The organism is Pseudomonas sp. NPDC087029 (genome assembly GCF_044745345.1).
GTDB lineage: Bacteria > Pseudomonadota > Gammaproteobacteria > Pseudomonadales > Pseudomonadaceae > Aquipseudomonas > Aquipseudomonas faucium.
Genome location: NZ_JBIVAB010000013.1, coordinates 98,113 through 125,009 on the forward strand (window position 1 = coordinate 98,113; position 26,897 = coordinate 125,009).

Below are 26,897 nucleotides of genomic sequence, written 5' to 3' on the forward strand. Positions count from 1 at the left end.
ACTTAACGTTGTAAAACGCGTGGAACTATGACCTACTATTAGTCTTACTCATGCTTCGGGGGCTTCATGTCGGAACGAATCCAGGCTTTGCACGCGCTACGCGCCTTCGAGGTCGCTTCGCGTTATGGGTCGTTCACCCGGGCGGCCGAAGAGCTGGCGCTGACCCAGGGCGCGGTCAGCCATCACATCAAGACCCTCGAAGCCATGTTCGGCTGCGACCTGTTCGAGCGCCGCGGCCCCAAGCTGAGCCTGACCGAACACGGCCGGGTGCTGTCCCAAGAGCTCAAGGTCGGCTTCAAGATCATCGAAAATGCCTGTGCGCTGCTGCGCCAGGACCGCTACGGCCTGCGCCTCAAGGCGCCTTCCACGCTCACCGTGCGCTGGTTGCTGCGGGCCCTGGATGCCTTCAAGAAGGCCGACGATGCCTGCAGCGTGCAGTTGTCGAGCGTGTGGATGGACATCGACACCGTGGACTTCTATTCCGAGCCCTACGACTGCGCGATCCTGCTGGCCAACGGGCGTTTTCCGGCCGACGTCGAAAGCTTCAAGCTGTTCGATGAGTGGCTGATCCCGGTGTGCCACCCCGACTACATGCCGCGCGCCCAGCCGGAGCTGGCGGACCTGCGCCACTGCGAGTTCCTGCACCCGTCGCCGGACCGCCGCGACTGGCGCCGCTGGCTGGCGCGCATGGATGCGCTGGACATCAGCATCCACCAGGGCCAGGTGTTCGACACCCTCGACCAGGGCATCTCGGCGGCCCAGCAGGGCCTGGGCATTTCCGTGGTCGACCTGGTGCTGGCCACCGCCGACCTTGGCGCCGGGCGCCTGGTCACGCCGTTCAAGCATGCCGTTTCCACCGGCGATGGCTATTACATGACCTGGCTCAAATCCAGCCCCAAGGCCCGGCAGATGCACAAGTTGCGCGACTTCCTGCTCGGCCAGGTGCCGGCGCTGGCCTACAAGGACATCGACTACCTGTACGGCTGAAGCCGCCCGCCAGGCCTCACAGGCGTGCGCTGCTGACGGTGATGTAGCCCTTGTCGAGCAGGGCGATGCGGATCACCGTTTCCTCGACGCTCGCCTTGCGCTTCTGCTTGATGCACACCCCCTCGATGGCTGCCGCGCGCATCTGCTGGGCGATGGCGCGCCCGCAGGGGTCGAAGAACGCCTCGCTGGCCAGCAGCTCGATGCGCTCGACCAGTTGGCGCGTGCGCTCATCGGTCACGCAGAAAAACAACACCCCCGAGAGGTGCGGGTCGTCGTCCGGGTTGCTGACCTTGTGGGCCATGAGTTCACGCAGGGTCTTGCGCAGTTCGGCGGTGGTGCTGAGGTGCGGGTGCATGCGGAGCCTCCTGTCGATCGAGCGCGGGCGCCGGGCTGTAGCTGGCGCGGTCCAGGGGCGATGGTGTTTTCCGCAGAGGGCGGCGGCAATTAAGAAACTTCCGAGCGGTGCGTAGGAAATATCTGAAGGTGCTGAAAGGATGCTTCCAGCCCTGCTGATACTGCACAATTGCCCGCTCCTGTGCACCCTGACCTGAGGACTTCGATGAACAGCCACTTCCAAGCCGTCGACCTGAAAAAGGCCTACCGCCTGCTCAACCACGGCCCGACCGTGCTGGTATCGGCCAGCCACCAGGGCGTGGACAACGTGATGGCCGCGGCCTGGGCCTGCGCGCTGGACTTCGACCCGCCCAAGGTCACCGTGGTGCTGGACAAGGGCACCCGCACCCGGCAGCTGGTCGAAGGCAGTGGCGGGTTCGCGCTGCAGGTGCCCACCGCGGCCCAGGCGCAGCTGACCCATCAGGTCGGTACCCGCAGCCTGCTCGACCAGCCCGACAAGCTGGCCCGCATCGGCGTCGAGCTGGCACGGGTGGAAGGGCATGCGGCGCCGTTGGTGGAAGGCTGCTCAGCGTGGCTGATGTGCCGGGTGATCGACGAGCCGCACAACCAGAGCACCTACGACCTGTTCATAGGCGAAGTGGTGGCGGCGTGGGCGGATGACCGGGTGTTCAAGGACGGCCACTGGGCCTATGAGCATGCCGACCCGCAGTGGCGCAGCCTGCACTATGTGGCCGGTGGGCATTTCTACGCGATCGGCGAGGCGGTGGTGGTCGACGCGCAGGGCTGAACCTGCCGGCCCCATCGCCGGCAAGCCGGCTCCCACAGGGAGTGCTGCGGGGCATCTGTGGGAGCCGGCTTGCCGGCGATGGGGCCGCGCAGCGGCCCCTCAGTGCTTCACCCCAAAACCTGCTGCTTGAACCGCAACCGCCACCCATGCAGCAGCGGCTCGGTATACCCGCTCGGCTGCTGCCGCCCTTCGAACACCAGCGCCTGCGCCGCCCGGTACGCATACGACCCGGCAAAGTCCCCGGCCATCGGCCGGTAGGCCGCATCGCCGGCATTCTGCTGGTCGACCACCTTGGCCATCCGCTGCAGCGTCGCCTCTACCTGATCTGCCGTCACCACCCCATGCAGCAACCAGTTGGCGATGTGCTGGGCGGAGATGCGCAGGGTGGCGCGGTCTTCCATCAGGCCCACGTCATGGATATCGGGCACCTTGGAGCAGCCCACCCCTTGCTCCACCCAGCGCACCACATAACCCAGGATGCCCTGGCAGTTGTTGTCCAGCTCGGCCTGGATGTCCGCTGCGCTCCACGGCCGGTCCGGGCTGACCGGGATGCTCAGCAGGCCATGCAGCAACGCCTCGCGCTCGGCGGCCGGGTCGGCTTGCTCCAGGGCCTGCTGCACCGCCGCCACATCCACCTGGTGGTAGTGCAGCGCATGCAGGGTCGCGGCCGTGGGCGAGGGCACCCAGGCGGTGTTGGCGCCGGCCTTGGGCTGGGCGATTTTCTGCTCGAGCATGGCGGCCATCAGGTCGGGCATGGCCCACATGCCTTTGCCGATCTGCGCCTTGCCGCGCAGGCCGCAGGCCAGGCCCACCAGCACGTTGTTGCGTTCGTAGGCCTGGATCCAGGCGCTGTGCTTCATGTCGCCCTTGCGCAGCATGGCGCCAGCCTGCATGGCGCTGTGCATCTCGTCGCCGGTACGGTCGAGAAAGCCCGTGTTGATGAACACCACCCGCGCCGAGGCACTGGCGATGCACGCCTGCAGGTTGATACTGGTGCGCCGCTCTTCGTCCATGATGCCCATCTTCAGGGTATGGCGGGGCAGGCCCAGCAAGTCTTCGACGCGGCCGAACAGCTGGTCGGCGAAGGCCACTTCGGCCGGGCCGTGCATCTTCGGCTTGACGATGTACAGGCTGCCCTGGCGCGAATTGCCGCGGCGCTTGAGGTCGTGCAGGCCGATCAGGCTGGTGACCACCGCGTCGAGAATGCCTTCGGGGATTTCGTGGCCGTCACGGTCGTGGATCGCCGGGTTGGTCATCAGGTGGCCGACGTTGCGGATGAACAGCAGCGAGCGCCCCGGCAGGGTCAGTGGCTGGCCATCGCTACCCTGGTACTGGCGGTCCTCGGCCAGTGCCCGGGTGAAGGTCTTGCCGCCTTTGCTGACCTGCTCGCTGAGGTCACCCTTCATCAGGCCAAACCAGTTGCGGTAGACGTTGACCTTGTCCTCGGCATCCACGGCCGCCACCGAGTCTTCGCAGTCGATGATGGTGGTCAGCGCGGCCTCCAGGAGGATGTCCTTGACCCCGGCCAGGTCGCTTTGGCCGATCGCGCTGCTGGCGTCGATCTGGATTTCGAAGTGCAGCCGGTGGTGTTGCAGGAGGATGGCGGTGGGCTGCTTCGGCTCACCCTGGTAACCGCGCAATTGCGCAGCGCTTTGCAGGCCGACCTGGCGGCCATCCTTGAGCGTGACGCGCAGTGCGCCTTGCTCGATCGCATAGGCCGCGACATCGGCATGGGAAGCGCCCGCCAGCGGCGCGGCCTGGTCGAGGAACTGCCGCCCGAAGGCGATCACCTTGGCACCGCGGCGCGGGTTGTAGCCTTGCCCGCGCTCGGCGCCGTCGCTGTCGGCGATCGCGTCGGTGCCGTACAGCGCGTCATACAACGAACCCCAGCGGGCGTTGGCGGCATTGAGGGCATAGCGGGCGTTGCTCAGCGGTACCACCAGCTGCGGGCCGGCCTGCTCGGCGATTTCGCGGTCGACGTTGGCGGTGCTGATTTGCACGCCTTCGGGGCTGTCGACCAGGTAGCCGATGCTGCGCAGGAAGGCTTGGTAGGCGGGCATGTCGGCGATTGGCCCGGGGTGCTGGCGATGCCAGCTGTCCAGCTCGGTTTGCAGGCGTTCGCGTTCGGCCAGCAGTTCACGGTTGCGCGGGGCGAGGTCGTGGACCAGGCTGGCGAAGCCTTGCCAGAAGGCTGTGGCGTCGATACTTGTGCCGGGCAGCACTTCGTCTTCGATGAAGCGCTGCAGAATGGGGGCGACCTTGAGTGGGTTCATGGGTGTCTCGCTGTTCATGTTCATTTTAAAAAAAGGCCGGCACTGCCGATCACAAAGCCCCGGCGCCCGCCTTGGCCACCTGGGCATCCTGCTCGGGCTTGACCCCGGACACGCCGATGGCGCCCACCACCTGGCCATCGATGCGCAGGGGCACGCCGCCTTCCAGGCTGGTGAGCAGCGGGGCGGTGACGAACGCGGTGCGCCCGTTGTTGACCATCTGTTCGTAATCGCGGGTTTCCTTGCGCCCGAGCGCGGCGCTGCGGGCCTTTTCCACGGCGATGTAGGCGCTGGCCGGGGCGCAGCCGTCCAGGCGCAGCAGGCCCAGCGGGTGGCCACCGTCGTCGACCACGGCGATGGTCACGCTCCACGTTTGCGCCTCGGCCTCCTGGCGGGCGGCGGCGATTACCCGGGCCACCTCGTCCTGGCCGATCACGGGCTTGTTATGCATGGCGGTTCTCCTGGTTCAAGGCTGCTTCGACGATTTCAACCCAGTGCCGCACCGGCGTGCGCCCGGCACCGCCCAGGTGGGTCTGGCAGCCGATGTTGGCGGTGGCGATCACTTGCGGTTTGCCGCTTTCCAGCGCGTTCAGGCGGTTGTCGCGCAACTGCCGCGACAGCGCCGGCTGGGTCAGCGAATAGGTGCCGGCGGAGCCGCAGCACAGGTGCCCGTCCGGCACTGCGGTGAGGGTGAAGCCCAGGCGCGTCAGCAGGCTCTCCACCTGGCCGCCGAGCTTGAGGGCATGTTGCAGGGTGCACGGGCAGTGGAAGGCCAGGCGCTGCTCGGCGCACAGGCCCAGTTGCTCGACCGGCTCGTCGCGCAGCACTTCCACCAGGTCGCGTGACAGCGCGCTGACACGAGCGGCCTTGGCGGCGTAGTGCGGGTCGTTTTCCAGCAGGTGGCCATAGTCGCGCACGAAGGCGCCGCAACCGCTGGCGGTCTGCACGATGGCCTCGGCCCCGGCCTCGATCGCCGGCCACCAGGCGTCGATGTTGCGCCTTGCACGTTGCAGGCCCTGCGCCTGGGCATTGAGGTGGTAGTCCACCGCGCCGCAGCAGCCCGCTTCGCGCGCAGGCTCCACGCTGATGCCCAGCCGGTCCAGCAGGCGCGCCGCTGCGGCATTGGTGTTGGGCGACAGGGCAGGTTGCACGCAGCCTTCGAGCAGCAGCACCCGGCGTGGGTGGCGCGGCGTCGGGCGTTCGCCGGGGGCAGCCACCTGGGCCGGCAGCTTGTTCTTCAGGGTAGCCGGTAGCACCGGGCGCAGGGCTTGCCCGGTGCGGGCCAGGGCCTTGAACAACGCCGGGCGCGGGACCACGGCGCGCAGGCCCTGGCGCAGCAGGCGCTGGCCGAGCGGGCGGGTCACCTGCTGCTCGACCACGGCGCGGCCGATGTCCAGCAGGTCATGGTATTTCACCCCCGACGGGCAGGTGGTTTCGCAGTTGCGGCAAGTCAGGCAGCGGTCCAGGTGCAGTTGCGTGCTGGCGCTGACCGGCGCGCCTTCGAGCACCTGCTTGATCAGGTAGATGCGCCCGCGCGGCCCGTCCAGCTCATCGCCGAGCAGCTGGTAGGTGGGGCAGGTGGCGGTGCAGAAGCCGCAGTGCACGCAGCTGCGCAGGATGCTTTCGGCCTCCTCGGCTCGGGCCAGGCCCTTGGCGCTATCGCTCAGGTTGGTTTGCATGGCGGGGCCTCACAGGTCGGGGTAAAAGCGGCCAGGGTTGAATAGGCCCTGGGGGTCCAGTTGCTGCTTGAGCGCGCGGTGGTAGCGCATCAGCGCGGCGGGCAGGGGGGCGCTGCTGGCCTCGCCTGGGGCGTAGCCGGTGGCGTGGCCGCCGGCCTTGGCCACCTGCTCGCGGATGTGCTGCGCCGGCGCGTTCGCCTTCAGCCAGCGCTGCGCGCCGCCCCAGTCGATCAGTTGCTGGCCGGGCAGGTCCAGCTCGGCCGTGGCGATGGGCAGCGACAGCCGCCACAGTGGCGCCGGGTCAGCAAAAAAGGCCAGGCGCTGTTCACGCAGGTCACTCCAGAAGCGGCTGTCGAGCACCTCGCCACCCAGGCGCTGGCGGGCCGACTGCACCGAGCCTTCGCCGCCTTCCAGGCGCAGGTAGAGGGCTTGGCCGTCGTGGCAGGCGGCGCTGATCGGCAACGGCTGCTGGCCCCATTCGGCGAGTTCGGCCAGGGCGTGGTGGCGGTCCATTTCCAGGCGCAGGCTCAGGCATTGGCGGGGGCGTGGCAGCACCTTGAGCGACACCTCGGTCAGCAGCCCGAGGCAGCCGAAACTGCCGGCCATCAAGCGCGACACGTCGTAGCCGGCGACGTTCTTCATCACCTCGCCGCCAAAGCGCAGCAGCTTGCCGTGGCCGGTGATGACCCGCGTGCCCAGCACGTAATCGCGCACCGCGCCGGCCCAGGGCCGGCGTGGCCCGGACAAGCCTGCCGCCACCATGCCGCCAAGGGTCGCCTCGGGGCCCAGGTGCGGTGGCTCGCAAGGCAGCATCTGCCCGGCCTCGTGCAGGGCTGCCTCGATCTCCAGCAACGGCGTGCCGGCGCGGGCGGTGAGCACCAGTTCGGTGGGGTCGTAGCTGACGATGCCGCGGTGGCGGCGGGTATCGACCACTTCGCCGGCCACCGGGCAGCCGAGCATGGCCTTGCTGTTGCTGCCCTGGATGCGCAGTGGCGTGCCCAGGTTCAGGGCCTGGTTGACCTGCTCCAGCAGGTCCTGGCTGATGTCGCGGTCCAGGCTCATCAGAAGCGCTCCAGTTCGGGGAAGGGCAGCTGCCCGTGGTGCACGTGCAGGGCGCCGAATTCGGCGCAGCGGTGCAGGGTGGGGATGTTCTTGCCCGGGTTGAGCAGCCCTTGCGGATCGAAGGCGGCCTTCACGGCATGGAACAGGGTGATTTCGTCGCTGTTGAACTGGGCGCACATCTGGTTGATCTTCTCGCGCCCCACGCCGTGCTCGCCGGTGATGCTGCCGCCCACCGCCACGCACAGTTCGAGGATGCGCCCACCGATGGCTTCGGCGCGCTCCAGCTCGCCGGGCAGGTTGGCATCGAACAGGATCAGCGGGTGCATGTTGCCGTCGCCGGCGTGGAACACGTTGGCCACGCGCAGGCCGTATTCCTCGGAAAGCGCGCTGATGCCCTTGAGCACCCGTGGCAGCTCGCGGCGCGGGATGGTGCCATCCATGCAGTAGTAGTCCGGCGAAATCCGCCCCACCGCCGGGAAGGCGTTCTTGCGCCCGGCCCAGAAGCGCACGCGTTCGGCTTCATCGCAGGCCAGGCGTACCTCGCGCGCGCCGGCCTGCTGCAGCACCGCCGCCACTCGCTCGCAATCGTCCTGCACGTCGGCCTCCACGCCATCGAGCTCGCACAGCAGGATGGCCGCGGCGTCCACCGGGTAGCCGGCGTGGATGAAGTCTTCGGCGGCGCGAATCGCCAGGTTGTCCATCATTTCCAGGCCGCCGGGGATGATGCCGGCGGCGATGATCTCGGCCACCGCCCGGCCGGCGTCCTCGACACTGTCGAAGCTGGCCAGCAGCACCCGCGCCACCTGGGGCTTGGGCAGCAGTTTCACGGTCACTTCGGTGACGATGCCGAGCATGCCCTCGGAGCCGGTGAACAGTGCCAGCAGGTCGAAGCCCGGGCTGTCGAGGGCGTCGCTGCCCAGGGTCAGGCGTTCGCCTTCGACGCTGAGGATCTCGACCTTGAGCAGGTTGTGCACGGTCAGGCCGTACTTCAGGCAGTGCACGCCGCCCGCATTTTCAGCGACGTTGCCGCCGATCGAGCAGGCGATCTGCGAGGAGGGGTCGGGTGCGTAGTACAGGCCAAAGGGCGCGGCGGCCTGGGAAATCGCCAGGTTGCGCACGCCCGGCTGCACCCGGGCGAAACGGCCTTGGGGGTTGACCTCGAGAATGCGGTTGAAGCGCGCCATCACCAGCAGGATGCCTTTGGCCAGTGGCAGTGCACCACCGGACAGCCCGGTGCCGGCGCCACGGGCCACCACCGGCACGCCGCGCTGGTGGCAGAGCTTGAGCAGCGTCTGCACCTGCTCCAGGCGCTCGGGCAGCACCACCAGCATTGGCACTGTGCGGTAGGCGGAGAGGCCATCGCACTCGTAGGGCTTGAGGTCTTCTGCGCGGTGCAGAATTTCAAGATCTGGCAGGGCATCACGCAGCGCCTGCAGCAAACTCGGCAGGTCCACGGCCGGCAACGCACCGTCGACGCGTTCGTCGTACAGAATGTTCATGGGCTCACTCGATTCTTGTTGTTGTTTGCCTCTGCTCGCAGCCTGCGCCGGGGTGGGCTGCCAGGTCGAGGGGGTTGGCAACTGGTCCTACCAGTTTCTCGATATGACGCTATTCATTCGCGGCATTGAACGGCTACATTGGGTGGCATTGCAGCAGTGGTCCTACCAGTTGGAGAGTGCTGATGGGTGCGGAAGGCAAAGCCAAGGTCGCGGACCAGGTGGCCGAACGGGTCGAACGGCTGATCGTCGAGGGCGTGCTGAAGGTGGGCCAGGCATTGCCATCGGAGCGGCGCCTGGTGGACAAACTCGGCTGCTCGCGCTCGGCGTTGCGCGAGGGCCTGCGCATCCTGCGCGGGCGCGGCATCATCGACACCGAGCAAGGGCGCGGCTCGTTCGTCGCCGACCTGACCGGGCAGCCGGGCGCCACGCCGCTGATGCACCTGTTCAGCTCGCAACCGCGCACGCTGTTCGACCTGCTCGAAGTGCGCGCCTTGCTCGAAGCCGAATCGGCGCGCCTGGCGGCATTGCGCGCCACCGACGTGGACCGGCTGCTGATCCGTCGGCGCTACGAAGACATGCTCGCGGCCCATGCCGCAGGCGAGGCGCTGGACCCACGCGAGCATGCCCGGCGCGACCATGCGTTCCACCGGGCGATCAGCGAGGCCTCGCACAACCCGGTGCTGGTGCACACCTTGCAGTCGCTCAGCGACCTGACCTTGAGCACGGTGTTCGCGTCGGTGAACAACCTGTATTGCCGGCCACCGCAGAAGCGCCAGATCGACCGCCAGCATGCCCGCTTGTATCACGCGGTGATGGAGCAGTTGCCCGAGCAGGCGCAGCGCGCGGCGCGCGAGCACATCAACGGCATTCGCGACAGCCTGCGCGAGATCGAGCAGGAAGAGCAGCGCCTGGTGCGGGCAACGATGCGCATGGACGGGTGGGGCTGAAGGGCCCTATCGCGGGCTACATTTGTGGGAGCCGGCTTGCCGGCGATAGGGCCCGCCCAGGCACTGCATCACTTGGCCAGGTGCTGAATCATCGCCACCGTCAGATACAGCCGCGGCGCAATGCTGGCCAGTTCGATGTACTCATCATCACCATGCAACCCAGCCCCTACCACGCCCATGGTTTCCAGCACCGCTGGCTTGTCGCTGCCCGGCACATAGGCATAGCCGGCATCGGTGCCGAAGCGCATGGCGATCGGCTCGATCTTGTGGCCAACCTCGCCATACAGCTGCTGCGCCGTTTGCGCGAGCTTGGTCGAGGCCTCGTTGCGCGCCAGGGGCGGGCGGCCCTTTTCCACGGTGACCGTGGCCTGGGTATCGGCCACCAGCGGCGTCTTCACGATGCGCTGGGCATCGGCCTGCACCCGCTCGGTTTCGCTTAGATCCGAATAGCGCATGTCGGCTTCGGCCGTGGCCAATGCCGGGATGATATTGGCCTTTTCACCCGCCTTGGCCAGGGTCCAGTTCACCGTGGTGCCTTTGCTCGCATCGCCCAGGTCCTTGAGCTGGAGAATCTGGTGGGCCAGTTCGGTCAGGGCGTTGCGGCCTTCCTCGGGCGCGGAGCCGGCATGGGAGGCGCGGCCCTTGACCTCGAGCTTGAGGCGGTTGATGCCATTGGTGGCGACGGTGACCGCGTCCTTGTCAGGTGGCTCGTAGGAGAACACGTAGTCATGCTTGCGGGCCAACTCGGCAATGATCTGCCGGGAGCCCGCCGAGCCCATTTCCTCGTCCGGGTTGAACAGCACGGTCAGGGTGCGGTAACCCTTGAATTGTTGGTCCTGCAATAGCTTCACCGCGTGCAGGATCATCGCCACCCCGCCCTTGGCGTCGGCAACCCCCGGGCCATAGGCGCGCGGGCCGTCGACCCGGAAGGGGCGCTTGGCCACGGTGCCGGGGACGAACACCGTGTCGTAGTGCACCATCAGCAGGAAGTCCTTGCTGCCCGTGCCCTTGAAGGTGCCGACGATGTTGTCGCCCACCGAAGGCGTGGCAGGGTGGGTCTGCACCTCGGCGCCCAGGGCCTTGAGGCGCTTGACCAGCTCGGCGCTGACCTGGGTCAGGCCTGGCTCGGTACCGGTGCCGGTGTCCACCGAGACCAGCGCCTTGAGGGTGTCCAGGTAAGCCGGCTGCTCACCTTGGGCCTGTTTGAGCAAGGCTTCGGGGGAGGCGTCGGCGGCATTTGCCTGGCTACAGGCGAGCAACAGCGCCATGGCGATGGCGTGGGGAGGGCGGAGCAATGGCATGTAGTCTTCCTTGTTTTACGTGAACGGCCGAGCCGGGTTCCTGGCTACAGCCGTGTGGGGCAATACCGTGTAGAAGATGGCGGCCCTTCGCGGGCGAGCCCGGCGCCTGCGCATGCAGCAGGCATAGGCTCGCCCGCGAGTGGGCCCTAGTGATTGGCCACCGGGTCTTCCTGGGACAGGATGGCCTTGGCCAATTCTTCGTCGCTGGCCTGCAGGCCAGGGTGCTGCTTGCGCACTTGTTCCAGCGCCGATTCCACGTAGGCGCCACGGATGGCACCGTTGCTGGCGACGAACGCGGAAAGGTCGTCTCGGGCCGGGATGATCAGTTTGTGATCCTTGAAGGTCGAGTACAGCGAGGCGGAAACACCCGCTGAGGTGGCGACGTCGCCTGCATCGACGCCGGCCAGGGCAACACCGGCAGGCAACAACAGCAGCAGGGCAGGGGCAAGGATTATGCGGCGCATGTCGTGTTCTCCAGTAGCGTGAAGCCCAAAGGAAAGTACCACTCAGAATGTAAGAAAGCGGGACAGTGGTGGTAGTTCCCTAGGCATCTGCTCCCGGCAATGGATCGTGGCAGCCGTAGAGCCAGCCTATCGCCCCCCAATAGCCACTCTATTAGAAGTCTGCCCAAGCTCGACTAGTCTTTCCCCTGGCCCCGCAGCAAGTGCGTGCGCCCCCGTGTCGGAACGTGACCGACCAGACCTGATAAGGGGTAGGCATGAGCCCATGTGCTCGGCTGGAAAGAACACCTGGCATAGACCGGAAATCTGGATAACCGACCCAAAGGTAACCGCAGATGTCGAACGAATCGAAATGCCCGTTCCATCAAACCGCAGGTGGCGGCACCACCAACCGTGACTGGTGGCCTGACCAGCTCAACCTGAGAATCCTCCACCAGCATTCTGCCAAGTCCAGTCCCGACCCGGACTTCGACTACGCCAAGGCCTTCAAGAGCCTCGACTTCCAGGCCCTGAAGCGCGACCTCACCGCCCTGATGACCGACTCCCAGGACTGGTGGCCGGCCGACTTCGGGCACTACGGCCCGCTGTTCATCCGCATGGCCTGGCACAGCGCCGGCACCTATCGCATCGGCGACGGCCGCGGCGGCGCCGGCTCCGGCCAGCAGCGCTTCGCCCCGCTCAACAGCTGGCCCGACAACGTCAGCCTGGACAAGGCCCGGCGCCTGCTGTGGCCGATCAAGCAGAAGTACGGCAACAAGATCTCCTGGGCCGACCTGATCGTGCTCACCGGCAACGTCGCCCTGGAATCCATGGGCTTCAAGACCTTCGGCTTCTCCGGCGGGCGCGCCGACGTGTGGGAACCGGACGAAGACGTGTACTGGGGTTCGGAAAAGGTCTGGCTGGGCGGCGACACCCGCTATGGCAAGGACCAGGGCCCGACCGAAGCCCCCGGCCAGGGTGACCTGGTGGCCGAACCTGCCAAGCACGGCGAAGAACAGAGCCGTGACCTGCAGGCCGAGCGCAACCTGGAAAACCCACTGGCCGCCGTGCAGATGGGGCTGATCTACGTGAACCCCGAAGGCCCGGAAGGCAACCCCGACCCGGTGGCCTCGGGCAAGGACATCCGCGAAACCTTCGGCCGCATGGCCATGAACGACGAAGAGACCGTGGCGCTGATCGCCGGTGGCCACGCCTTCGGCAAGACCCACGGCGCCGGCCCCGCCGATAACGTCGGCGCCGAGCCGGAAGCGGCGGGCCTGGAGCAGCAGGGCCTGGGCTGGGCCAACAAGTTCGGCACCGGCAAGGGTGGCGACACCATCACCAGCGGCCTGGAAGTGACCTGGACCTCGACCCCGACGAAATGGAGCAACGAGTACCTCAACAACCTGTTCAACTTCGAGTGGGAACTGACCAAGAGCCCGGCCGGCGCCAACCAGTGGCGGCCGAAGGAGGGCAAGGGCGCAGGCACCGTGCCGGATGCCCATGACCCGGCCAAGAAGCATGCGCCGTCCATGCTCACCTCCGACCTGGCGCTGCGCTTCGACCCGATCTACGAGCCGATCGCCCGGCGCTTCAAGGACAACCCCGAGCAGTTGGCCGACGCTTTCGCCCGTGCCTGGTACAAGCTGATCCACCGCGACATGGGCCCGCTGGCGCGCTACCTGGGGCCGGAAATGCCCAACGAGGAACTGCTCTGGCAAGACCCGCTGCCCAAGGCCGACCAGCCAGCGCTGGGCGAGCAGGACATTGCCGCACTCAAGGCCAAGGTCCTGGCTTTGGGCCTTTCCGTGGGCGAGCTGGTGTCCACTGCCTGGGCCGCAGCCTCGACCTTCCGCGGCTCCGACAAGCGCGGCGGTGCCAATGGCGGGCGCTTGCGCCTGGAGCCGCAGAAAGGCTGGGCGGCCAACCAGGGCACGGACAAGGTGCTGGCGGCACTGGAGAAAATCCGCGCCGAGGGTGGCAACAAGGTGTCCCTGGCCGATTTGATCGTGCTGGCTGGTACCGCCGCCGTGGAAAAGGCCGCCAAGGAGGCCGGCTTCACTGGCAGCGTGGGCTTCCGCCCGGGCCGTGTGGATGCCTCCCAGGCGCAGACCGATGTCGAGTCGTTCGCCGTGCTGGAGCCGCTGGCCGATGGTTTCCGCAACTTCAGCAAGGCCCGCTACAGCGTCAAGGCCGAGAAGCTGCTGCTGGACAAGGCGCAGTTGCTGACCCTGACCGCACCCGAGCTGACCGCGCTGATCGGTGGCCTGCGCGTGCTGGGCGCCAACCATGGCGGTAGCAAGCACGGCGTGTTCACCGACAGGCCAGGCACCCTGAGCAACGACTTCTTCCGCAACCTGCTGGACATGGGCGTGGAGTGGAAGCCGACCTCGGCCGACAACGAAACCTTCGAAGGCCGTGACCGCAAGACCGGGCAGGTGAAGTGGACGGGCAGCCGGGTCGACCTGGTGTTTGGCTCGCATGCGCAGTTGCGGGCGTTGAGCGAGGTGTATGGCAGCAGCGATGGCCAGGCCAAGTTCGTCAGGGACTTCGTGGCGGCTTGGGTGAAAGTCATGGAGCTGGATCGGTTCGATCTGAAGTAACTGTGCATCAGGGCTGCCTTGCAGCCCTTTCGCCGGCAAGCCGGCTCCCACATTGACCATGGTGCGGTCCCTGTGGGAGCCGGCTTGCCGGCGATTGGGCAGCGCAGCTGCCCCGCCTTCGGTGCCATCGCGCCAATTCCAGGTCGGATAGATACAAAAGCGTCCTCGTTGGTTCTGTTGCAATGCTTCCCAGGCGGCCGGCCTGAACAGCGTGCTCACAACGACAAGGAACACCGACCATGCAAATGCCCCAGACCCTGAAGATCCGCAACGGCGACAAGGTCAAGCCGACCTTTTCCGCACAGGAATACGCCGCCCGCCATGCCCGCCTGCGTGCCTACATGGCCGAGCAGGACATCGAAGCGGCGATCTTCACCTCCTACCACAACGTCAACTACTACAGCGACTTCCTCTACTGCTCGTTCGGCCGCCCCTACGCCCTGGTGGTGACCCAGGACAAGGTGGTCTCGATCAGCGCCAACATCGACGGTGGCCAGCCCTGGCGGCGCACGGTCGGTACCGACAACATCGTCTACACCGACTGGCAGCGCGACAACTACTTCGTCGCCATCCAGCAGGCACTGCCGCTGGCCTCGCGCATCGGCGTCGAATTCGACCACCTGAACCTGCAGAACCACAGCAAGCTCGCGGCCTGCTACCCACGGGCCGAGCTGCTGGACATCGGCGCGCCGTGCATGCGCATGCGCATGATCAAGTCTGCCGAGGAGCAGGCGTTGATCCGCCACGGCGCCCGCGTTGCCGATATCGGCGGTGCGGCCGTGGTTGAGGCGCTGCGTGACCAGGTGCCGGAGTACGAGGTGGCGCTGCATGCCACCCAGGCGATGGTCCGTGAAATCGCCCGCAGCTTCCCCGACGGCGAACTGATGGACACCTGGACCTGGTTCCAGTCCGGCCTCAACACCGACGGCGCGCACAACCCGGTCACCAGCCGCAAGGTCAACAAGGGCGACATCCTCAGCCTCAACTGCTTCCCGATGATCGCCGGCTACTACACAGCCCTTGAGCGCACGCTGTTCCTCGACCACTGCCCGGACGACCACCTGCGCCTGTGGCAGGCCAACGTCGAGGTGCACGAGGCGGGGCTCAAGCTGGTGCGCCCGGGCATGCGCTGCAGCGACATCGCCCGCGAGCTGAACGAGATCTTCCTGCGCCACGACCTGCTGCAGTACCGCACCTTCGGCTACGGCCACTCGTTCGGCACCCTCAGCCACTACTACGGCCGCGAGGCGGGGCTGGAGCTGCGCGAGGACATCGACACGGTGCTGGAGCCGGGCATGGTGGTGTCGATCGAGCCGATGATCATGCTGCCCGAAGGGCGGCCGGGGGCGGGCGGCTACCGCGAGCACGACATCCTCATCGTCAACGAGACGGGTGCCGAGAACATCACCCAGTTCCCGTATGGCCCGGAGCACAACATCATCCGCAAATAAGCCGCGGTGCGGTGCCGGTCTCGTTGTGCGAGGCCGGCACAGACATAACAAGAAACCACCGAATGACCACCAGACCCTGCCTCCAATTAGAACAATCAGAGGGTACCCGTCATGTCCAGCACCACCCTTAACGCTCCCACCCTCGAAGGCGCCACCCCGAGCGCCGAACGCCAGGCCTTGCGCAAGGCCGCCCGGGCCAGCTTCATGGGCAACTTCGTCGAATGGTTCGACTACGCCGCCTACGGCTACCTCGCCACCATCATCGCCGCCACCTTCTTCCCGCAAACCGACAAGACCACCGGCCTTCTGGCGACGTTCGCGGTGTTCGCCCTGTCATTTCTGGTCCGCCCCCTGGGCGGCGTGGTCTGGGGCCACTTCGGCGACCGCCATGGCCGGCGCAACGCGCTGTCGCTGTCGATCCTGATCATGTCGATCTCGACCTTCTGCATCGGCCTGTTGCCTGGCCATGCGCAGATCGGCCTGTGGGCCCCGTGCCTGTTGTTGCTGATCCGCCTGGTGCAGGGCTTTTCCGCCTCGGGCGAGTATGCTGGCGCCTCGGCGTTTCTCGCCGAATACGCGCCGCCCGGGCGGCGTGGCCTGTACACCAGCATCGTGCCGGCGAGCACGGCGGCGGGGCTGTTGTTCGGCGCGGCGTTCGTCGCCGTGCTGCATGAACTGCTCAGCAGCGAAGACCTGCACAGCTGGGGCTGGCGCCTGCCGTTCCTGTTGGCCGCGCCGTTCGGCCTGGTCGGGCGCTACATCCGCATGAGCCTGCAGGACACGCCGAAGTTCCTGGAGATGGAGCAGCGCCTGGAAAGCAAGGCGTGCATGACCCCGGCACCGATCCGCGAACTGCTGACACGGCACCGGCGCAGCCTGGGCATCGGCATTGGCGTCACCTGCCTGAATGCCGTGGCCTTCTACCTGCTGCTCAGCTACATGCCCACCTACCTGTCGACCGAAATGGGCATGAGCGAGCGTGACTCGTTCATTGCCTCGACGGTGTCGCTGGCTACCTATATCGGCCTGATTTTCCTGATGGGGCGGCTGTCGGACCAGTTCGGGCGCAAGACCATGCTGGTGATCGCCTCGCTGCTGTTCCTGGGGCTGACCGTGCCGCTGTTCAAGTTGCTCGATGGGCAGCCGCTGCTGGTGATCCTGGCCATCCAGATCCTGTTCGGCGCGATGCTGGCGATGAACGACGGCACCTTGCCGTGCCTGCTGGCGGAGATCTTCCCGACCCGGGTGCGTTTCAGCGGCTTCGCCTTGAGCTTCAACCTGGCCAATGCCTTGTTTGGCGGCACGGCGCCGTTCATCGCCACCTGGCTGATCCAGGCCACCGGCAGCAAGCTGGCGCCGGCGGGGTACCTGCTGGCGGCGGCCCTGGTGGCGCTGGTGGCGATGTTGATGTGCCGGGAGACGGCGCATGGGGCATTGAAGGACTGAGCCAGTACTGGCCCCATCGCCGGCAAGCCGGCTCCCACATCGATCTTCAGGGTTGACCCGATCGGTGTGGGGGCCAGCGCAATCAATGCAAGGACGCCTGGCGTCGCTCCCCCAGAGGCGACAAGCCAAAGAACCGGCTGTAACTCTTGGAAAAGTGCGCCGGCGAGCTGAACCCGCACGCCAGCGCCACCTCGCGCACCTGCACATCGCTGCGCAGCAACAGCTCCCGCGCCCGCGACAGGCGCAGCTCCAGGTAATACTGGCTGGGCGTGCGCTGCAGGTACTTGTGGAACAGGCGCTCCAGCTGGCGCACGGTCACTTCGTTGAGGCTGGCCAGCTCTTCGAGCCCCAAAGGCTCCTCCAGGTTGGCCTCCATGATCGCCACCACCTGGCTCAACTTCGGCTGGGCGCTGCCCAGCAAGGTGCGCAGCGGCACCCGCTGGCGCTCGCGCTCGCCACGCACGCGGTCGCACAGCAGCAGCTCGGCGGCCTTGGCGGCAATGTCCTGGCCGCCGGCCTCGCGGGCGACCAGCTGCAGCATCATGTCCATGGCCGCCACGCCGCCGGAGCAGGTGTAGCGGTCGCGGTCCAGTTCGAACAGCTGGCTGGAGATGACGATGCCGGGAAAGTGCTCCTGCAACGCCTGGATGTCCTCCCAGTGGATGGTGCAGCGGTATCCCTTGAGCAGGTCGGCCTTGGCCAGCAGGTAGCTGCCGGTGCAGATACCACCCAGCGGCACCTGCTGGCGGGCCAGCTGGCGCAGCCAGTCGGTCAGCGGCCGGGTGCCGCGGCTGCGGTCGATCGGGTTGGCGCCCACCACGAACAAGGCATCCAGCGCCGGGGCGTCGGCGATGCCGTGGTCGGGCAAGATGCGCATGCCATTGCTGGCCATCACCGGCGCCTGGCTGGTGGACAGCAGCACGGTGCGGTACAAGGTGCGCCGGGCGGCCAGGTTGGCCATGCGCAGGGTCTCGACCGCCGAGGCCAGGCCGATGGTGGTGAAGTTGGGCAAAACCAGAAAACCGAAGGTCTTGGTGCGCGAAGGCGTTAGGATGGCAGAAGCGGGGTGGACCATTGCGATCTTCCTGTGCAAGCTGAGGCTGAATTCGTCAGGGGCAGTGGGAAAACAGGCCTCGCATGTTTCTTGTTGTTATGGGTCGTTGCCGGGTCGATCTTACACCCCGCAGGCAGCGGCCAGGAATGGACCTGATTGCAGACAGAAGGTGACCTACGTGAACCCCGATTCCATGCTGGCGGCGCTGCCAGGCTTCGCCATCGCCCCGGACGCGATCCAGGTGCTGCCCGACGCCGCGGCCTACCGCACGTGCCTGCTCGAGCGGATTGCCGCCGCGACCCGGCGCATCGTCATCGTCGCGCTGTACCTGCAGGAAGACGAGGCCGGGCAGGAAGTGCTCGATGCCCTGTACCAGGCCAAGGCCGCCCGGCCAGAGCTGCAAATCGTCGTGGTGGTCGACTGGTTCCGCGCCCGCCGTGGCCTCTTGGGCGCCGGGCGCCAGCCGGGCAACGCCGCCTGGTACCAGGCCCAGCGCCAATTGCGCGGGCTGGACGTGGCGATCCACGGGGTGCCGGTGCAAACCCGCGAGCTGTTTGGCGTGCTGCACCTTAAAGGCAGCGTCATCGACGACTGCGTGATCTACACCGGCGCGAGCCTCAACAACGTCTACCTGCACCGCTTCGACCGCTACCGCCTGGACCGCTACCACCTGTTCGACAGCGCGCCGCTGGCCGACGCCATGGTCGGCCTGGTGCAGCGCCTGCTGCACGACACCGCCACGCCGCGCCTGGACCTGCCCGAGCCACCTTCCACGCGCAACCTGCGTGGCGACATCCGCCGCCTGCGCGCACGCCTGCGGCGCATGGCCTATGACGCCCCGGCGCCCGTGCCAGGGCAGGGCCTGCGGGTGGTGCCACTGCTGGGCGTGGGCCGCGGCAACCCGCTCAACCGGGCCGTCTGTGCGCTGCTGGCGGCGGCGCGTACGCAGATGGTCATCAGCACGCCGTACTTCAACCCGCCGCGGGTGGTGATGCGCGAGCTGGACCACGCCCTGGATCGCGGCGTGCAGGTCGAACTGATCGTCGGCGACCGTACCGCCAACGACTTCTATATCGCCCCGGGCGAGCCGTTCAGTGCCAGCGGCGCCTTGCCGTACCTCTATGAGGACAACTTGCGCGCCTTCGCCCGTCGCCGCCACGCGGCCATCACCAGCGGGCAGCTGGTGGTGCGCATCTGGAACGACCCGGGCCACACCTTCCATGCCAAGGGGATATGGGTCGACCAGCGTTATTCGCTGCTCACCGGCAACAACCTCAACCCCCGTGGCTTCAACCTGGACCTGGAAAACGGCCTGCTGATCGACGACCCACAGGGCCAGTGGCTGGCGCCGCGCGCCGAGGAGCTTGAGGGCATCCGCCGGCATGCACCGCAGATCGCCTCGGCCCACGACCTGGGGGTGAAGGCCGAGCATCCCAAGGAAGTGCGCAAGTTCCTTCGACGCTTGCGCTACAGCCGCCTGGAGCCATTGATCAAACGGGTACTTTGAAGCGTTGCACCTCTCTGAAAAGTCATGGCAAAGGAATACAATCTGGCGTTTTCCACGTTAACCAGATAGGCCAAACCCTTCATGGCGCTCGACCCACCCACGATGCTGACCATCACCATCGCCCTGGCAGCCGCCGCTGCCCTGTACCTGGCGATCGAATGGCGCAGTGTCCGCGAACCCTCGCTGCTGTTCTGGAGCGCGGGGTTCGCCACCATCACCGTCGGTTCGACCCTGGCCCTGCTGCGCGGCATCGGCCTGTTGCTGATCGGCATCTGGTTCGCCAACGGCTTGCTGGTGGTGGCGCACGGGTTTTTCCTGATGGGCGTGTTGCGCTTTACCCAGGCGCGCTTGTCACGGGCCTGGCTGCTGATCGTGCCGGTGTGGTTCGCCTTGCTGCTGCTGCCGGCGGGGCCGCAGTGGTCCAAGGTCATGCTGATGGTCAACTCGCTCCTGGTGGCGCTGCTGACGCTCCAGGCCAGCTTCCTGCTGCGCCCGCACGGCAAGTCGTTGAGCGTGGGCGCGGTGCAGTTGCGCTATGTGCTGCTGATCCATGGCCTGTTCTATGTGGCCAAGGCGGTCATCGCGATCACCCCCGGCACCCTGATCGACCTGGCGACCTTCGGCGGCCTGATCATCCAGATTTCCCTGGTCGAAGGGGCGATGGCGATCATGCTGATCGCCTTGTCGATGACCGGTACCGTGCGTTACCGGCGCGAGGAACGTATCGCCCGCCTGGCTGCACGCGACCCCTTGACCGCGCTGTACAACCGCCGCGCCCTGGAAGTACGGGCCACGCACCTGTGCAAGGAAGTCAGCGCGGCCCGGCCTGGGGCGCTGCTGCTGATCGATATCGACAACTTCAAGCTGGTCAACGACCTGCATGGCCATGCCGCCGGCGACCGGCTGCTGGTGGCGCTGGCCGAGATGATCCGCGCGGTGCTGCCGGAGCGCTCGCTGGCGGCGCGGCTGGGCGGGGATGAGTTCGTCATCTTGCTCAGCGATGCCAGCACCGAGCAGGTGGTGGCGCTGGGCGGGCAGTTGCGCCAGGCGTTCCAGGCCTTTGCCGAGCAGGCCGTGCCGACGCCGCAAGCGGTTACCTTGAGTATCGGTGCCAATGTGTTCGACCAGCCGCCGGCGAGCCTGGCGGCGTTGATCGAGCAGGGGGATGTGGCGCTGTATCAGTCCAAGCGCGGGGGGCGGGACAGCATTCGGCTGGTGGACCGCACGATGGTGAGTTCGGGCCGCTAGCGGGCTGGCCTCATCGCCGGCAAGCCGGCTCCCACAGGTACAGCGCAGCTTTCAATGTGGGAGCCGGCTTGCCGGCGATAGGGCTGCAAGGCAGCCCTCAAGACTCAGGTCACGACCTGATAGCAAGGCACATATGCCGCCCCACCAGGCAACTTCATCCGGTGCTGGTCGACAAACGCCTGCAACAGGCGCCCCAGCGGCTCCAGCACCGCACTGTCACCGCGGATCTGGTACGGCCCGTGTTCCTCGATCAGGCGGATGCCCTTGTCCTTGACGTTGCCCGCGACAATCCCGGAAAACGCCCGGCGCAGGTTGGCCGCCAGTTCATGCGGCGGCAGTTCGCGGCGCAATGCCAGTTCGGCCATGTTGGCGTGGGTCGGGTCGAACGGGTGCTGGAAGCCCTCGTCGATCTTCAGCAGCCAGTTGAAGTGGAAGGCGTCGTTGCGCTCGCGGCGGAACTGCTTGACCTCCTTGAGCCCCTCGACCATCTGCCGGGCCACTTCGGCCGGGTCGTCGATGATGATCTGGTAGTGGCGCTGGGCAGCCTCGCCCAGGGTGGCGCCGACGAAGGCATGCAGCTGCAGCAGGAACGGCTCGGCGCTGCGCGGCCCGGTGAGCACCACCGGGAAGGGCAGGTCGCGGTTGTCCGGGTGCATGAGGATGCCCAGCAGGTAGAGGAATTCCTCGGCGGTGCCGGCGCCGCCCGGGAAGATGATGATGCCGTGGCCGACACGCACGAAGGCTTCCAGGCGCTTTTCGATGTCCGGCAGGATCACCAGTTCGTTGACGATCGGGTTGGGCGCCTCGGCGGCGATGATGCCCGGTTCGGTCAGGCCCAGGTAGCGGCTGCCGTGCATGCGCTGCTTGGCGTGGGCGATGGTTGCGCCCTTCATCGGGCCCTTCATCACGCCCGGGCCGCAGCCGGTGCAGATGTCCAGCTTGCGCAGGCCCAGTTCGTGGCCGACCTTCTTGGTGTACTGGTATTCCTCGGTGCTGATCGAGTGGCCGCCCCAGCACACCACCATCTTCGGCTCCACGCCCGGGCGCAGGGTGCGGGCGTTGCGCAGCAGGTGGAAGACGTAGTCGGTGATGCCCTGGGAGCTTTCCAGGTCGATGCGCTGGCTGGCCAGCTCGCTTTCGGTGTAGACGATGTCGCGCAGGGCGCTGAACAGCATTTCGCGGGTGCTGGCGATCATTTCGCCATCGACGAAGGCGTCCGCCGGAGCATTCAGCAGCTCCAGGCGCACGCCGCGGTCTTGTTGGTGGATGCGCACCTCGAAGTCCTTGTAGGCTTCGAGGATGGTCTTGGCATTGTCGACATGCGCGCCAGTGTTGAGGATGGCGAGGGCGCACTGGCGGAACAGGGTGTAGAGGCTACCGGTACCGACTTCGCTCAGTTGCTGGACTTCACGTTGCGACAGCGTCTCCAGGCTGCCTTTGGGGCTGACGGATGCATTGATGACATGGCGTTGGGGCATCTAAGTCTTTCCTGTGCAGGTAAAACATCCTTCTCTGTCACCACCATAAGTCATGCGAAGAGCTTTTGCACACCCAGCGTAATCGCCAGCCCACCGCCCAGCAGCCAGAGGTTGAGGATCGCCCCGGTAGCCAGTGCACGCGGCCCTGCCTGGCGGATCTGGCTGTAGCGCGTCTCCATGCCCAGGGCGGTCATGGCCATGGTCAGGGCGAAGGTGTCGAGGCTGTTGATCACCCCGGTGACGTTGCCCGGCAGGATCTGCAGCGAGTTCACCAGCACCAGGCCGAGGAAGCCGAAGGCGAACCAGGGCAGGGCGATGCGGCCTTTGCCCTGGCCTTGGCCTGGCTGGCGCGCACGGCTGATCCACACACCCACCACCAGCAGCACCGGCACCAGCAGCATTACCCGGGTCATCTTGACGATGGTGGCGATGTGCGTGGCTTCGGGGCTGATGTTGCTGGCCGCGCCCACCACCTGGGCCACCTCGTGCACGGTGCCGCCGAGGAACAGGCCGGCGCTGACGGTGTCCAGCGGCAGCCAGCCGGCGTTGATCGCCAGCGGGAAGATGAACATCGACAGGGTGCCGAACAGCACCACGCTGCCCACCGCCATGGCGCTCTTGTGCGGCGCGCTGCGCAGCGCCGACTCGAAGGCCAGCACCGCGGCGGCGCCGCAGATGGCGCTGCCGGCAGCGGTCAGCAGGGCGGTGTCGCGGTCCAGCTTGAACAGTTTCATGCCGACCCACAGGCCGATCAGAAGGGTGCTGGCGACCACCAGAAGCGACACCGTCAGGCCCGACCAGCCCACTTCGGCGATTTCCTGCAGGCTCACCCGCAGGCCGAAGAAGGCCACGGCGATGCGCAGCAGTTTGCGCGCCGAGAAGTTGATGCCCGCCGCCCAGCTGGCCGGCACGCCATCACGCAGCACGTTGCCGTAGAAGGCGCCGGCGACGATGCCGACGATCAGCGGGCTGATGCCCAGGTTGGCGATGGCCGGCAACGACGCCAGCTGGGTGACGGCGATGGCGAACAACGCGACGAACAGGATGCCGTTGAGCTGCCCTCGGGTGGAGAGGGTGGGCGCAAACGCGGGGTTGGACGGAACCGTGGCCATGTGAGTCCTCCGGGACATGTTTCGATATGGCCTACGTTAATCCGGTTATAAGCTTATAAAAAATCGTAATTTAGGATGTGAAATATCCGTTTAGCTGATACTTTTAAATCATGACCCCGGAACAGCTGATAACCTTCGCCACCGTTGCCGAGCACGGCAACATCAGCCATGCGGCCCAGGCCCTGCATCTGTCGCAGCCGGCTGTGTCGGGCCAGCTCAAGTTGCTGCAGGAAGCCTTCGGCGAGCCGCTGTACCAGCGCGCCGGCCGCGGCGTGCGCCTGACGGCGGCCGGTGAGCAGTTGCTGGCCCATGCCGAACGCCTGCGCGACACCTTCCGCCAAGCCCAGGCCCTGCGCGAGGCCATGCGCGGCCTGGAGCGCGGCACCTTGCGCATCGGTGCCAGCACCACCCCGGCCAGTTACCTGCTGCCGTACCTGATCGCCGACTTCCATGCCCGCTACCCGGACATCCTGGTCAGCACCACCCACGGCAACACGGCGGAGATCGTCGCCAACCTGGGCAGCGTCGATATCGCCCTGATCGAAGGCCCGCCCGGGCAGGAGCTGCCTTTAGGTACGGGGGTGACGCCCTGGCGCGAGGATGAGATCGTCGCCATCGTGCCCAGCGGCCATCCGCTGCTGGTGAACGAGCAACAGACCCTTGAGGCACTCGGCAGCTACCCGCTGGTGCTGCGCGAGAGCGGTTCGGGGGTGAGGCAGATCATCGAGCGGGCGTTCGCCCGCCACGGCGTGGCGATGCGCGTGGCGCTGGAGATCGCCGGGGTGGAAGGGGTGAAAGAAGCGGTAAGGGCGGGAATGGGCATCGGCTTCGTGTCGGCGATGTCGATCAGGCACGAGGATGGTGCGCTGCGGATGTTGCACATTGCGCCCGAGCCGTTGGTCAGGCACTTCTCGATCCTCTTGCCGCATGCCGCGACCCCTTCGCGGGCCGCGGCGCGGTTCGTCGAACTGTGCCGGGTGTAGCAGGGCAGTCCCTTGCCCTGGCCAGCTGCAATCAACGGTTTTCGTCGCTTTTGCCGCTGTCGTCGTCCTCATCGAGCTGCGGCGTGTCCATGCCTTGCTCACGTTCACCCTCCGACTTGCTGCCGGCGCCATGGCCTCCCGTTGCGCCACGTTGCGCGCCGCCACCGGAGCGCTGCTGATCGTTTTTCCATTGATCGTCCGGCATCTGGCCACCTTTCTGGCCTGGGTCGTTGGTGACGTGCTCCGGGGTCTGCTGAGGATTGCTGGTGCCTTGTTGTCCGCCTTTGCCTTGGTCGTTAGCCATGATCTTGCACCTCGTGAAATTCACACAGAAAGGCTGTGTTCACTTCCGACGCTGGTGGCCTTCGGGTTGCTCCCAGTACTTTCGTATTACCGGACGGGGTGCACGAAAGTATTGGCAGCTGGACGTGTTGCGTCGTAAATGCCGCTTGGCTAACAGGCGGGGCTCAGGGGTGGGCTTGCCTGAACTGGGCGACCTGGTGATCGAGCGCCATCTCGTCGCCGCACAGGATCACGCCCTCGGCGGCCAGGGCGCCGCACGCGGCGATGGCGCCTTCCTGGGTCAGGGCGCGGCAGGCCGGCAGGTACAGCAGCACCTGGAAACCGGCCTGGCGCAATTGGCGGGCGGTGGTCTTGACGCAGTAGTCCAGGGCCAGGCCGCCGACGATCACCGCGCCCACCTGCTGCACCTTGAGAAACTCGATCACGCCCGTCGAACGGCGCTCGGCGAGGTCGTGGTAGCAGGCGCCATAGGGGTGCAGGTCGGGCTCGACGCCTTTCCACACGAAGAAGTCATAGTCGATGGGGGCGGGCAGACCTTGCAGCAGCTCGAAGCCAGGCGTGCCGGGCACGCAGTGGCTGACCCAGGTCAGGTCGGCGTTGGCCAGGCCCAACGGTTGCAGCATCTGCCCCGCTTGCGCGACCACCCACGCGGCGTTGGCCGGGTGGGCGTCCTTGCTGCCCAGGCGCAGGTCGGCGCGCTGGGCCATGGCATTGAGGTCGGGCGCGATTTCGTTGCCTTCTGGTACCGGCAGTTCCTGTGGGGCGTTGGCGGTGAAACCGTTTTGCGCGTCGACATCGAAACTGGCGATCTTCATGGGGCATACCTCGCAGGGTTGTCAGGTGCATGCCGAGGGTCTCGACCACGGCCCGATGCTCGAGGCATGCACCTGGCGGCCCAACGGCTTAGGCTGCCGCCATCTTGGCACTCATCTGCCGGCGACGATAGGCACTGTCGCGGCTGGCCAGCCACCAGTACAGCGGCGAGGTAATCACCAGGCCCACCAACCAGGACAGGTCGGCGCCGTTGATGTGCGCGGAAATCGGCCCTACGTACAGCGGCGTGTTCATGAACGGGATCTGCACCACGATGCCCACCGCGTAGGCGATCAGCGCCTGCGGGTTGTAGCGGCCGTAGATACCGCCGTCGACCTTGAAGATTGACTGGATGTCGTAGTCGCCCTTGTGGATCACGTAGAAGTCGATCAGGTTGATCGCCGTCCACGGCACCAGCACCACCAGCAGCACCAGCACCATGTCGACGAAGTGGCCGATGAAGTCCGCCGAGGCGCACACCGCCACCACGCAGCAGCCCGCCAGCACCACCAGCGACAGCACCGCACGGCTCTTGGCGGTGGGGATCCAGCGGTAGGCGAAGGTCTGGATCAGGGTGATGATCGACAGCACCGCGCCATACAGGTTGAGGGCGTTGTGGCTGATCACGCTGAGCAGGAACAGCACCAGCATGATCGGGCCGAGGGTGCCAGTGGCCAGCTTGACCGCGTCCATGGTGTCCATGCCGGCCGGGATCGCCAGCACCGCCACGGCGCCGAAGATGAACGACAGGCTCGAACCCAGGGCCGAGCCCAGGTAGGTGGTCCAGAAGGTCGAGGAGACCTTCACGTCGGCCGGCAGGTAGCGCGAGTAGTCCGACACATAGGGGGCGAAGGCGATCTGCCACAGCGCCGCCAGCGACACGGTGGCCAGCCAGCCGGCCAGGTTGAAGCCGCCGCGGGTGAGGAAGTCGTCACTTTGCACGTGGCTGAAGATGTAGCCGAAGCCGACCACGATCCCGATGCCCAGCACCCAGGTGCCGATGCGGTTGAGCACGTGGATGAAGCGGTAGCCGATGATGCCGATGATCCCCGAGCCCAGCGCGCCGACGACGATACCGACCGGTACCGGCACCGAATCGACCACGCCATGCAGCGACTTGCCGGCCAGCACGATGTTGGAGGCGAAGAAGCCGATGTACATCACCCCGGCGATCACCACCACCAGCAGCGCGCCGAGCGAGCCGAACTGGGCGCGGCTCTGGATCATCTGCGGGATGCCCATCTGCGGGCCCTGGGCCGAGTGCAAGGCCATCAGCACCCCGCCGACCAGGTGGCCGACCAGGATGGCGACGATGCCCCACACCAGGTTCAGGTGAAACAGCTGCACGCCCAGCGCGCCGGTGACGATGGGTAGCGGCGCGATATTGCCGCCGAACCACAGTGTGAACAGATCCCTTACCTTTCCATGGCGGTCTTGCGGGGGCACGTAGCCGATCGTGTGTTTTTCTATGAGGGGTGCCGAGTTGGCTGCACTGGTCATGACTGACTCCAAGGCAAGGTTGGGCAACGAGGGCTGCCCGGGTACGTGCCGGCGATGGGCGACGCGTTCTTGT

Annotated in this window: 23 protein-coding genes; 9 read left to right on the plus strand and 14 right to left on the minus strand. The window is 66.6% G+C overall.

What is annotated here, in order from left to right; all coding sequences use genetic code 11:
- The first annotated feature begins 66 nt into the window (after positions 1-66).
- A complete protein-coding gene (locus ACIPG5_RS19605; RefSeq protein ID WP_401377328.1) occupies positions 67-987 on the plus strand; it encodes a LysR substrate-binding domain-containing protein in 921 nt (306 codons plus the stop codon).
- Between the two features lie 16 nt (positions 988-1,003).
- Here the strand turns inward: ACIPG5_RS19605 and ACIPG5_RS19610 are convergent, their stop codons facing one another.
- Positions 1,004-1,342 carry a hypothetical protein gene (locus tag ACIPG5_RS19610; protein ID WP_176516784.1) on the minus strand — a complete coding sequence of 113 codons (339 nt, stop codon included), beginning with the start codon at positions 1,340-1,342 and terminating at the stop codon, positions 1,004-1,006.
- 204 nt (positions 1,343-1,546) lie between these two features.
- Between ACIPG5_RS19610 and ACIPG5_RS19615 the strand changes: the two genes are divergently transcribed.
- The gene (locus ACIPG5_RS19615) at positions 1,547-2,128 is read left to right on the plus strand and encodes a flavin reductase family protein (RefSeq protein WP_236193476.1); all 582 of its coding nucleotides are present in this window, start codon (positions 1,547-1,549) and stop codon (positions 2,126-2,128) included.
- Positions 2,129-2,235: 107 nt separating this feature from the next.
- Here the strand turns inward: ACIPG5_RS19615 and ACIPG5_RS19620 are convergent, their stop codons facing one another.
- Genes ACIPG5_RS19620 through glcD form a run of 5 tightly spaced genes read right to left on the minus strand, consistent with a single transcriptional unit; the run spans position 2,236 to position 8,638 of the window.
- Positions 2,236-4,401, minus strand: a complete 2,166-nt coding sequence (locus tag ACIPG5_RS19620) for a malate synthase G (RefSeq protein ID WP_401377333.1) — start codon at positions 4,399-4,401, stop codon at positions 2,236-2,238.
- A 49-nt stretch (positions 4,402-4,450) separates the two neighbouring features.
- Positions 4,451-4,849 carry a heme-binding protein gene (locus ACIPG5_RS19625; RefSeq protein ID WP_176514996.1) on the minus strand — a complete coding sequence of 133 codons (399 nt, stop codon included), beginning with the start codon at positions 4,847-4,849 and terminating at the stop codon, positions 4,451-4,453.
- Positions 4,842-6,077, minus strand: coding sequence for a glycolate oxidase subunit GlcF (gene glcF, locus ACIPG5_RS19630; RefSeq protein ID WP_401377336.1), 1,236 nt, complete (start codon positions 6,075-6,077; stop codon positions 4,842-4,844). Before glcF ends, ACIPG5_RS19625 begins: the two co-directional genes overlap by 8 nt.
- 9 nt (positions 6,078-6,086) lie before the next feature.
- On the minus strand, positions 6,087-7,139 hold the full coding sequence (gene glcE / locus ACIPG5_RS19635; RefSeq protein WP_401377339.1) for a glycolate oxidase subunit GlcE: 1,053 nt from the start codon (positions 7,137-7,139) through the stop codon (positions 6,087-6,089).
- A complete protein-coding gene (glcD, locus tag ACIPG5_RS19640) occupies positions 7,139-8,638 on the minus strand; it encodes a glycolate oxidase subunit GlcD (protein WP_176514989.1) in 1,500 nt (499 codons plus the stop codon). Before glcD ends, glcE begins: the two co-directional genes overlap by 1 nt.
- 182 nt (positions 8,639-8,820) lie before the next feature.
- Here glcD and glcC point away from each other — a divergent pair, with 182 nt between their 5' ends.
- On the plus strand, positions 8,821-9,585 hold the full coding sequence (gene glcC, locus ACIPG5_RS19645; protein ID WP_401377342.1) for a transcriptional regulator GlcC: 765 nt from the start codon (positions 8,821-8,823) through the stop codon (positions 9,583-9,585).
- Between the two features lie 68 nt (positions 9,586-9,653).
- Here glcC and ACIPG5_RS19650 read toward each other — a convergent pair whose 3' ends face one another.
- A complete protein-coding gene (locus tag ACIPG5_RS19650; protein ID WP_176514985.1) occupies positions 9,654-10,886 on the minus strand; it encodes a M20/M25/M40 family metallo-hydrolase in 1,233 nt (410 codons plus the stop codon).
- A gap of 146 nt (positions 10,887-11,032) precedes the next feature.
- Positions 11,033-11,350: a DUF2388 domain-containing protein gene (locus ACIPG5_RS19655; RefSeq protein WP_176514983.1), complete on the minus strand. Its 318-nt coding sequence runs from the start codon at positions 11,348-11,350 to the stop codon at positions 11,033-11,035.
- Positions 11,351-11,682: 332 nt separating this feature from the next.
- On the opposite strand from ACIPG5_RS19655, the gene katG reads away from it, so the two are divergent.
- The 3 genes from katG to ACIPG5_RS19670 all read left to right on the plus strand — a co-directional run bounded on the left by katG (position 11,683) and on the right by ACIPG5_RS19670 (position 16,826).
- Positions 11,683-13,929 carry a catalase/peroxidase HPI gene (gene katG / locus ACIPG5_RS19660; RefSeq protein ID WP_401377346.1) on the plus strand — a complete coding sequence of 749 codons (2,247 nt, stop codon included), beginning with the start codon at positions 11,683-11,685 and terminating at the stop codon, positions 13,927-13,929.
- 239 nt (positions 13,930-14,168) lie between these two features.
- Positions 14,169-15,380, plus strand: coding sequence for a M24 family metallopeptidase (locus ACIPG5_RS19665; RefSeq protein ID WP_176514980.1), 1,212 nt, complete (start codon positions 14,169-14,171; stop codon positions 15,378-15,380).
- Positions 15,381-15,491: 111 nt separating this feature from the next.
- A complete protein-coding gene (locus ACIPG5_RS19670; RefSeq protein WP_236235680.1) occupies positions 15,492-16,826 on the plus strand; it encodes an MFS transporter in 1,335 nt (444 codons plus the stop codon).
- A gap of 82 nt (positions 16,827-16,908) precedes the next feature.
- Here ACIPG5_RS19670 and ACIPG5_RS19675 read toward each other — a convergent pair whose 3' ends face one another.
- The gene (locus ACIPG5_RS19675; RefSeq protein WP_236235681.1) at positions 16,909-17,901 is read right to left on the minus strand and encodes a GlxA family transcriptional regulator; all 993 of its coding nucleotides are present in this window, start codon (positions 17,899-17,901) and stop codon (positions 16,909-16,911) included.
- Between the two features lie 172 nt (positions 17,902-18,073).
- Here ACIPG5_RS19675 and pssA point away from each other — a divergent pair, with 172 nt between their 5' ends.
- Together pssA and ACIPG5_RS19685 are read left to right on the plus strand one after the other, a co-directional pair.
- Positions 18,074-19,387: a CDP-diacylglycerol--serine O-phosphatidyltransferase gene (gene pssA, locus ACIPG5_RS19680; RefSeq protein ID WP_401377425.1), complete on the plus strand. Its 1,314-nt coding sequence runs from the start codon at positions 18,074-18,076 to the stop codon at positions 19,385-19,387.
- Between the two features lie 81 nt (positions 19,388-19,468).
- Entirely contained in the window at positions 19,469-20,635 is a 1,167-nt protein-coding gene (locus ACIPG5_RS19685) for a GGDEF domain-containing protein (protein ID WP_176514974.1), read from the plus strand.
- Between the two features lie 104 nt (positions 20,636-20,739).
- Here the strand turns inward: ACIPG5_RS19685 and ppnN are convergent, their stop codons facing one another.
- Both ppnN and ACIPG5_RS19695 read right to left on the minus strand, forming a co-directional pair.
- A complete protein-coding gene (ppnN, locus tag ACIPG5_RS19690) occupies positions 20,740-22,113 on the minus strand; it encodes a nucleotide 5'-monophosphate nucleosidase PpnN (protein ID WP_176514972.1) in 1,374 nt (457 codons plus the stop codon).
- A 50-nt stretch (positions 22,114-22,163) separates the two neighbouring features.
- Positions 22,164-23,225 carry a YeiH family protein gene (locus tag ACIPG5_RS19695; RefSeq protein ID WP_176514970.1) on the minus strand — a complete coding sequence of 354 codons (1,062 nt, stop codon included), beginning with the start codon at positions 23,223-23,225 and terminating at the stop codon, positions 22,164-22,166.
- 110 nt (positions 23,226-23,335) lie between these two features.
- Between ACIPG5_RS19695 and ACIPG5_RS19700 the strand changes: the two genes are divergently transcribed.
- The gene (locus tag ACIPG5_RS19700) at positions 23,336-24,208 is read left to right on the plus strand and encodes a LysR family transcriptional regulator (protein WP_401377353.1); all 873 of its coding nucleotides are present in this window, start codon (positions 23,336-23,338) and stop codon (positions 24,206-24,208) included.
- A 31-nt stretch (positions 24,209-24,239) separates the two neighbouring features.
- Here the strand turns inward: ACIPG5_RS19700 and ACIPG5_RS19705 are convergent, their stop codons facing one another.
- The 3 genes from ACIPG5_RS19705 to ACIPG5_RS19715 form a co-directional block, all read right to left on the minus strand.
- Positions 24,240-24,512 (minus strand): stress-induced protein, encoded by a 273-nt coding sequence (locus ACIPG5_RS19705; protein WP_286912416.1) that lies wholly within the window; start codon positions 24,510-24,512, stop codon positions 24,240-24,242.
- A 163-nt stretch (positions 24,513-24,675) separates the two neighbouring features.
- Positions 24,676-25,326 (minus strand): isochorismatase family protein, encoded by a 651-nt coding sequence (locus tag ACIPG5_RS19710; RefSeq protein WP_401377356.1) that lies wholly within the window; start codon positions 25,324-25,326, stop codon positions 24,676-24,678.
- An 88-nt stretch (positions 25,327-25,414) separates the two neighbouring features.
- Positions 25,415-26,824 carry a cytosine permease gene (locus ACIPG5_RS19715; protein ID WP_176514961.1) on the minus strand — a complete coding sequence of 470 codons (1,410 nt, stop codon included), beginning with the start codon at positions 26,822-26,824 and terminating at the stop codon, positions 25,415-25,417.
- Positions 26,825-26,897 lie beyond the last annotated feature (73 nt).

What these genes read in the sequence shown, in the direction of transcription:
- ACIPG5_RS19605 (WP_401377328.1), top strand. Translation starts at nt 67, where the DNA reads ATGTCGGAACGAATCCAGGCTTTGCACGCGCTACGCGCCTTCGAGGTC.
- ACIPG5_RS19610 (WP_176516784.1), bottom strand. Translation starts at nt 1,342, where the DNA reads ATGCACCCGCACCTCAGCACCACCGCCGAACTGCGCAAGACCCTGCGT.
- ACIPG5_RS19615 (WP_236193476.1), top strand. Translation starts at nt 1,547, where the DNA reads ATGAACAGCCACTTCCAAGCCGTCGACCTGAAAAAGGCCTACCGCCTG.
- ACIPG5_RS19620 (WP_401377333.1), bottom strand. Translation starts at nt 4,401, where the DNA reads ATGAACCCACTCAAGGTCGCCCCCATTCTGCAGCGCTTCATCGAAGAC.
- ACIPG5_RS19625 (WP_176514996.1), bottom strand. Translation starts at nt 4,849, where the DNA reads ATGCATAACAAGCCCGTGATCGGCCAGGACGAGGTGGCCCGGGTAATC.
- glcF (WP_401377336.1), bottom strand. Translation starts at nt 6,077, where the DNA reads ATGCAAACCAACCTGAGCGATAGCGCCAAGGGCCTGGCCCGAGCCGAG.
- glcE (WP_401377339.1), bottom strand. Translation starts at nt 7,139, where the DNA reads ATGAGCCTGGACCGCGACATCAGCCAGGACCTGCTGGAGCAGGTCAAC.
- glcD (WP_176514989.1), bottom strand. Translation starts at nt 8,638, where the DNA reads ATGAACATTCTGTACGACGAACGCGTCGACGGTGCGTTGCCGGCCGTG.
- glcC (WP_401377342.1), top strand. Translation starts at nt 8,821, where the DNA reads ATGGGTGCGGAAGGCAAAGCCAAGGTCGCGGACCAGGTGGCCGAACGG.
- ACIPG5_RS19650 (WP_176514985.1), bottom strand. Translation starts at nt 10,886, where the DNA reads ATGCCATTGCTCCGCCCTCCCCACGCCATCGCCATGGCGCTGTTGCTC.
- ACIPG5_RS19655 (WP_176514983.1), bottom strand. Translation starts at nt 11,350, where the DNA reads ATGCGCCGCATAATCCTTGCCCCTGCCCTGCTGCTGTTGTTGCCTGCC.
- katG (WP_401377346.1), top strand. Translation starts at nt 11,683, where the DNA reads ATGTCGAACGAATCGAAATGCCCGTTCCATCAAACCGCAGGTGGCGGC.
- ACIPG5_RS19665 (WP_176514980.1), top strand. Translation starts at nt 14,169, where the DNA reads ATGCAAATGCCCCAGACCCTGAAGATCCGCAACGGCGACAAGGTCAAG.
- ACIPG5_RS19670 (WP_236235680.1), top strand. Translation starts at nt 15,492, where the DNA reads ATGTCCAGCACCACCCTTAACGCTCCCACCCTCGAAGGCGCCACCCCG.
- ACIPG5_RS19675 (WP_236235681.1), bottom strand. Translation starts at nt 17,901, where the DNA reads ATGGTCCACCCCGCTTCTGCCATCCTAACGCCTTCGCGCACCAAGACC.
- pssA (WP_401377425.1), top strand. Translation starts at nt 18,074, where the DNA reads ATGCTGGCGGCGCTGCCAGGCTTCGCCATCGCCCCGGACGCGATCCAG.
- ACIPG5_RS19685 (WP_176514974.1), top strand. Translation starts at nt 19,469, where the DNA reads ATGGCGCTCGACCCACCCACGATGCTGACCATCACCATCGCCCTGGCA.
- ppnN (WP_176514972.1), bottom strand. Translation starts at nt 22,113, where the DNA reads ATGCCCCAACGCCATGTCATCAATGCATCCGTCAGCCCCAAAGGCAGC.
- ACIPG5_RS19695 (WP_176514970.1), bottom strand. Translation starts at nt 23,225, where the DNA reads ATGGCCACGGTTCCGTCCAACCCCGCGTTTGCGCCCACCCTCTCCACC.
- ACIPG5_RS19700 (WP_401377353.1), top strand. Translation starts at nt 23,336, where the DNA reads ATGACCCCGGAACAGCTGATAACCTTCGCCACCGTTGCCGAGCACGGC.
- ACIPG5_RS19705 (WP_286912416.1), bottom strand. Translation starts at nt 24,512, where the DNA reads ATGGCTAACGACCAAGGCAAAGGCGGACAACAAGGCACCAGCAATCCT.
- ACIPG5_RS19710 (WP_401377356.1), bottom strand. Translation starts at nt 25,326, where the DNA reads ATGAAGATCGCCAGTTTCGATGTCGACGCGCAAAACGGTTTCACCGCC.
- ACIPG5_RS19715 (WP_176514961.1), bottom strand. Translation starts at nt 26,824, where the DNA reads ATGACCAGTGCAGCCAACTCGGCACCCCTCATAGAAAAACACACGATC.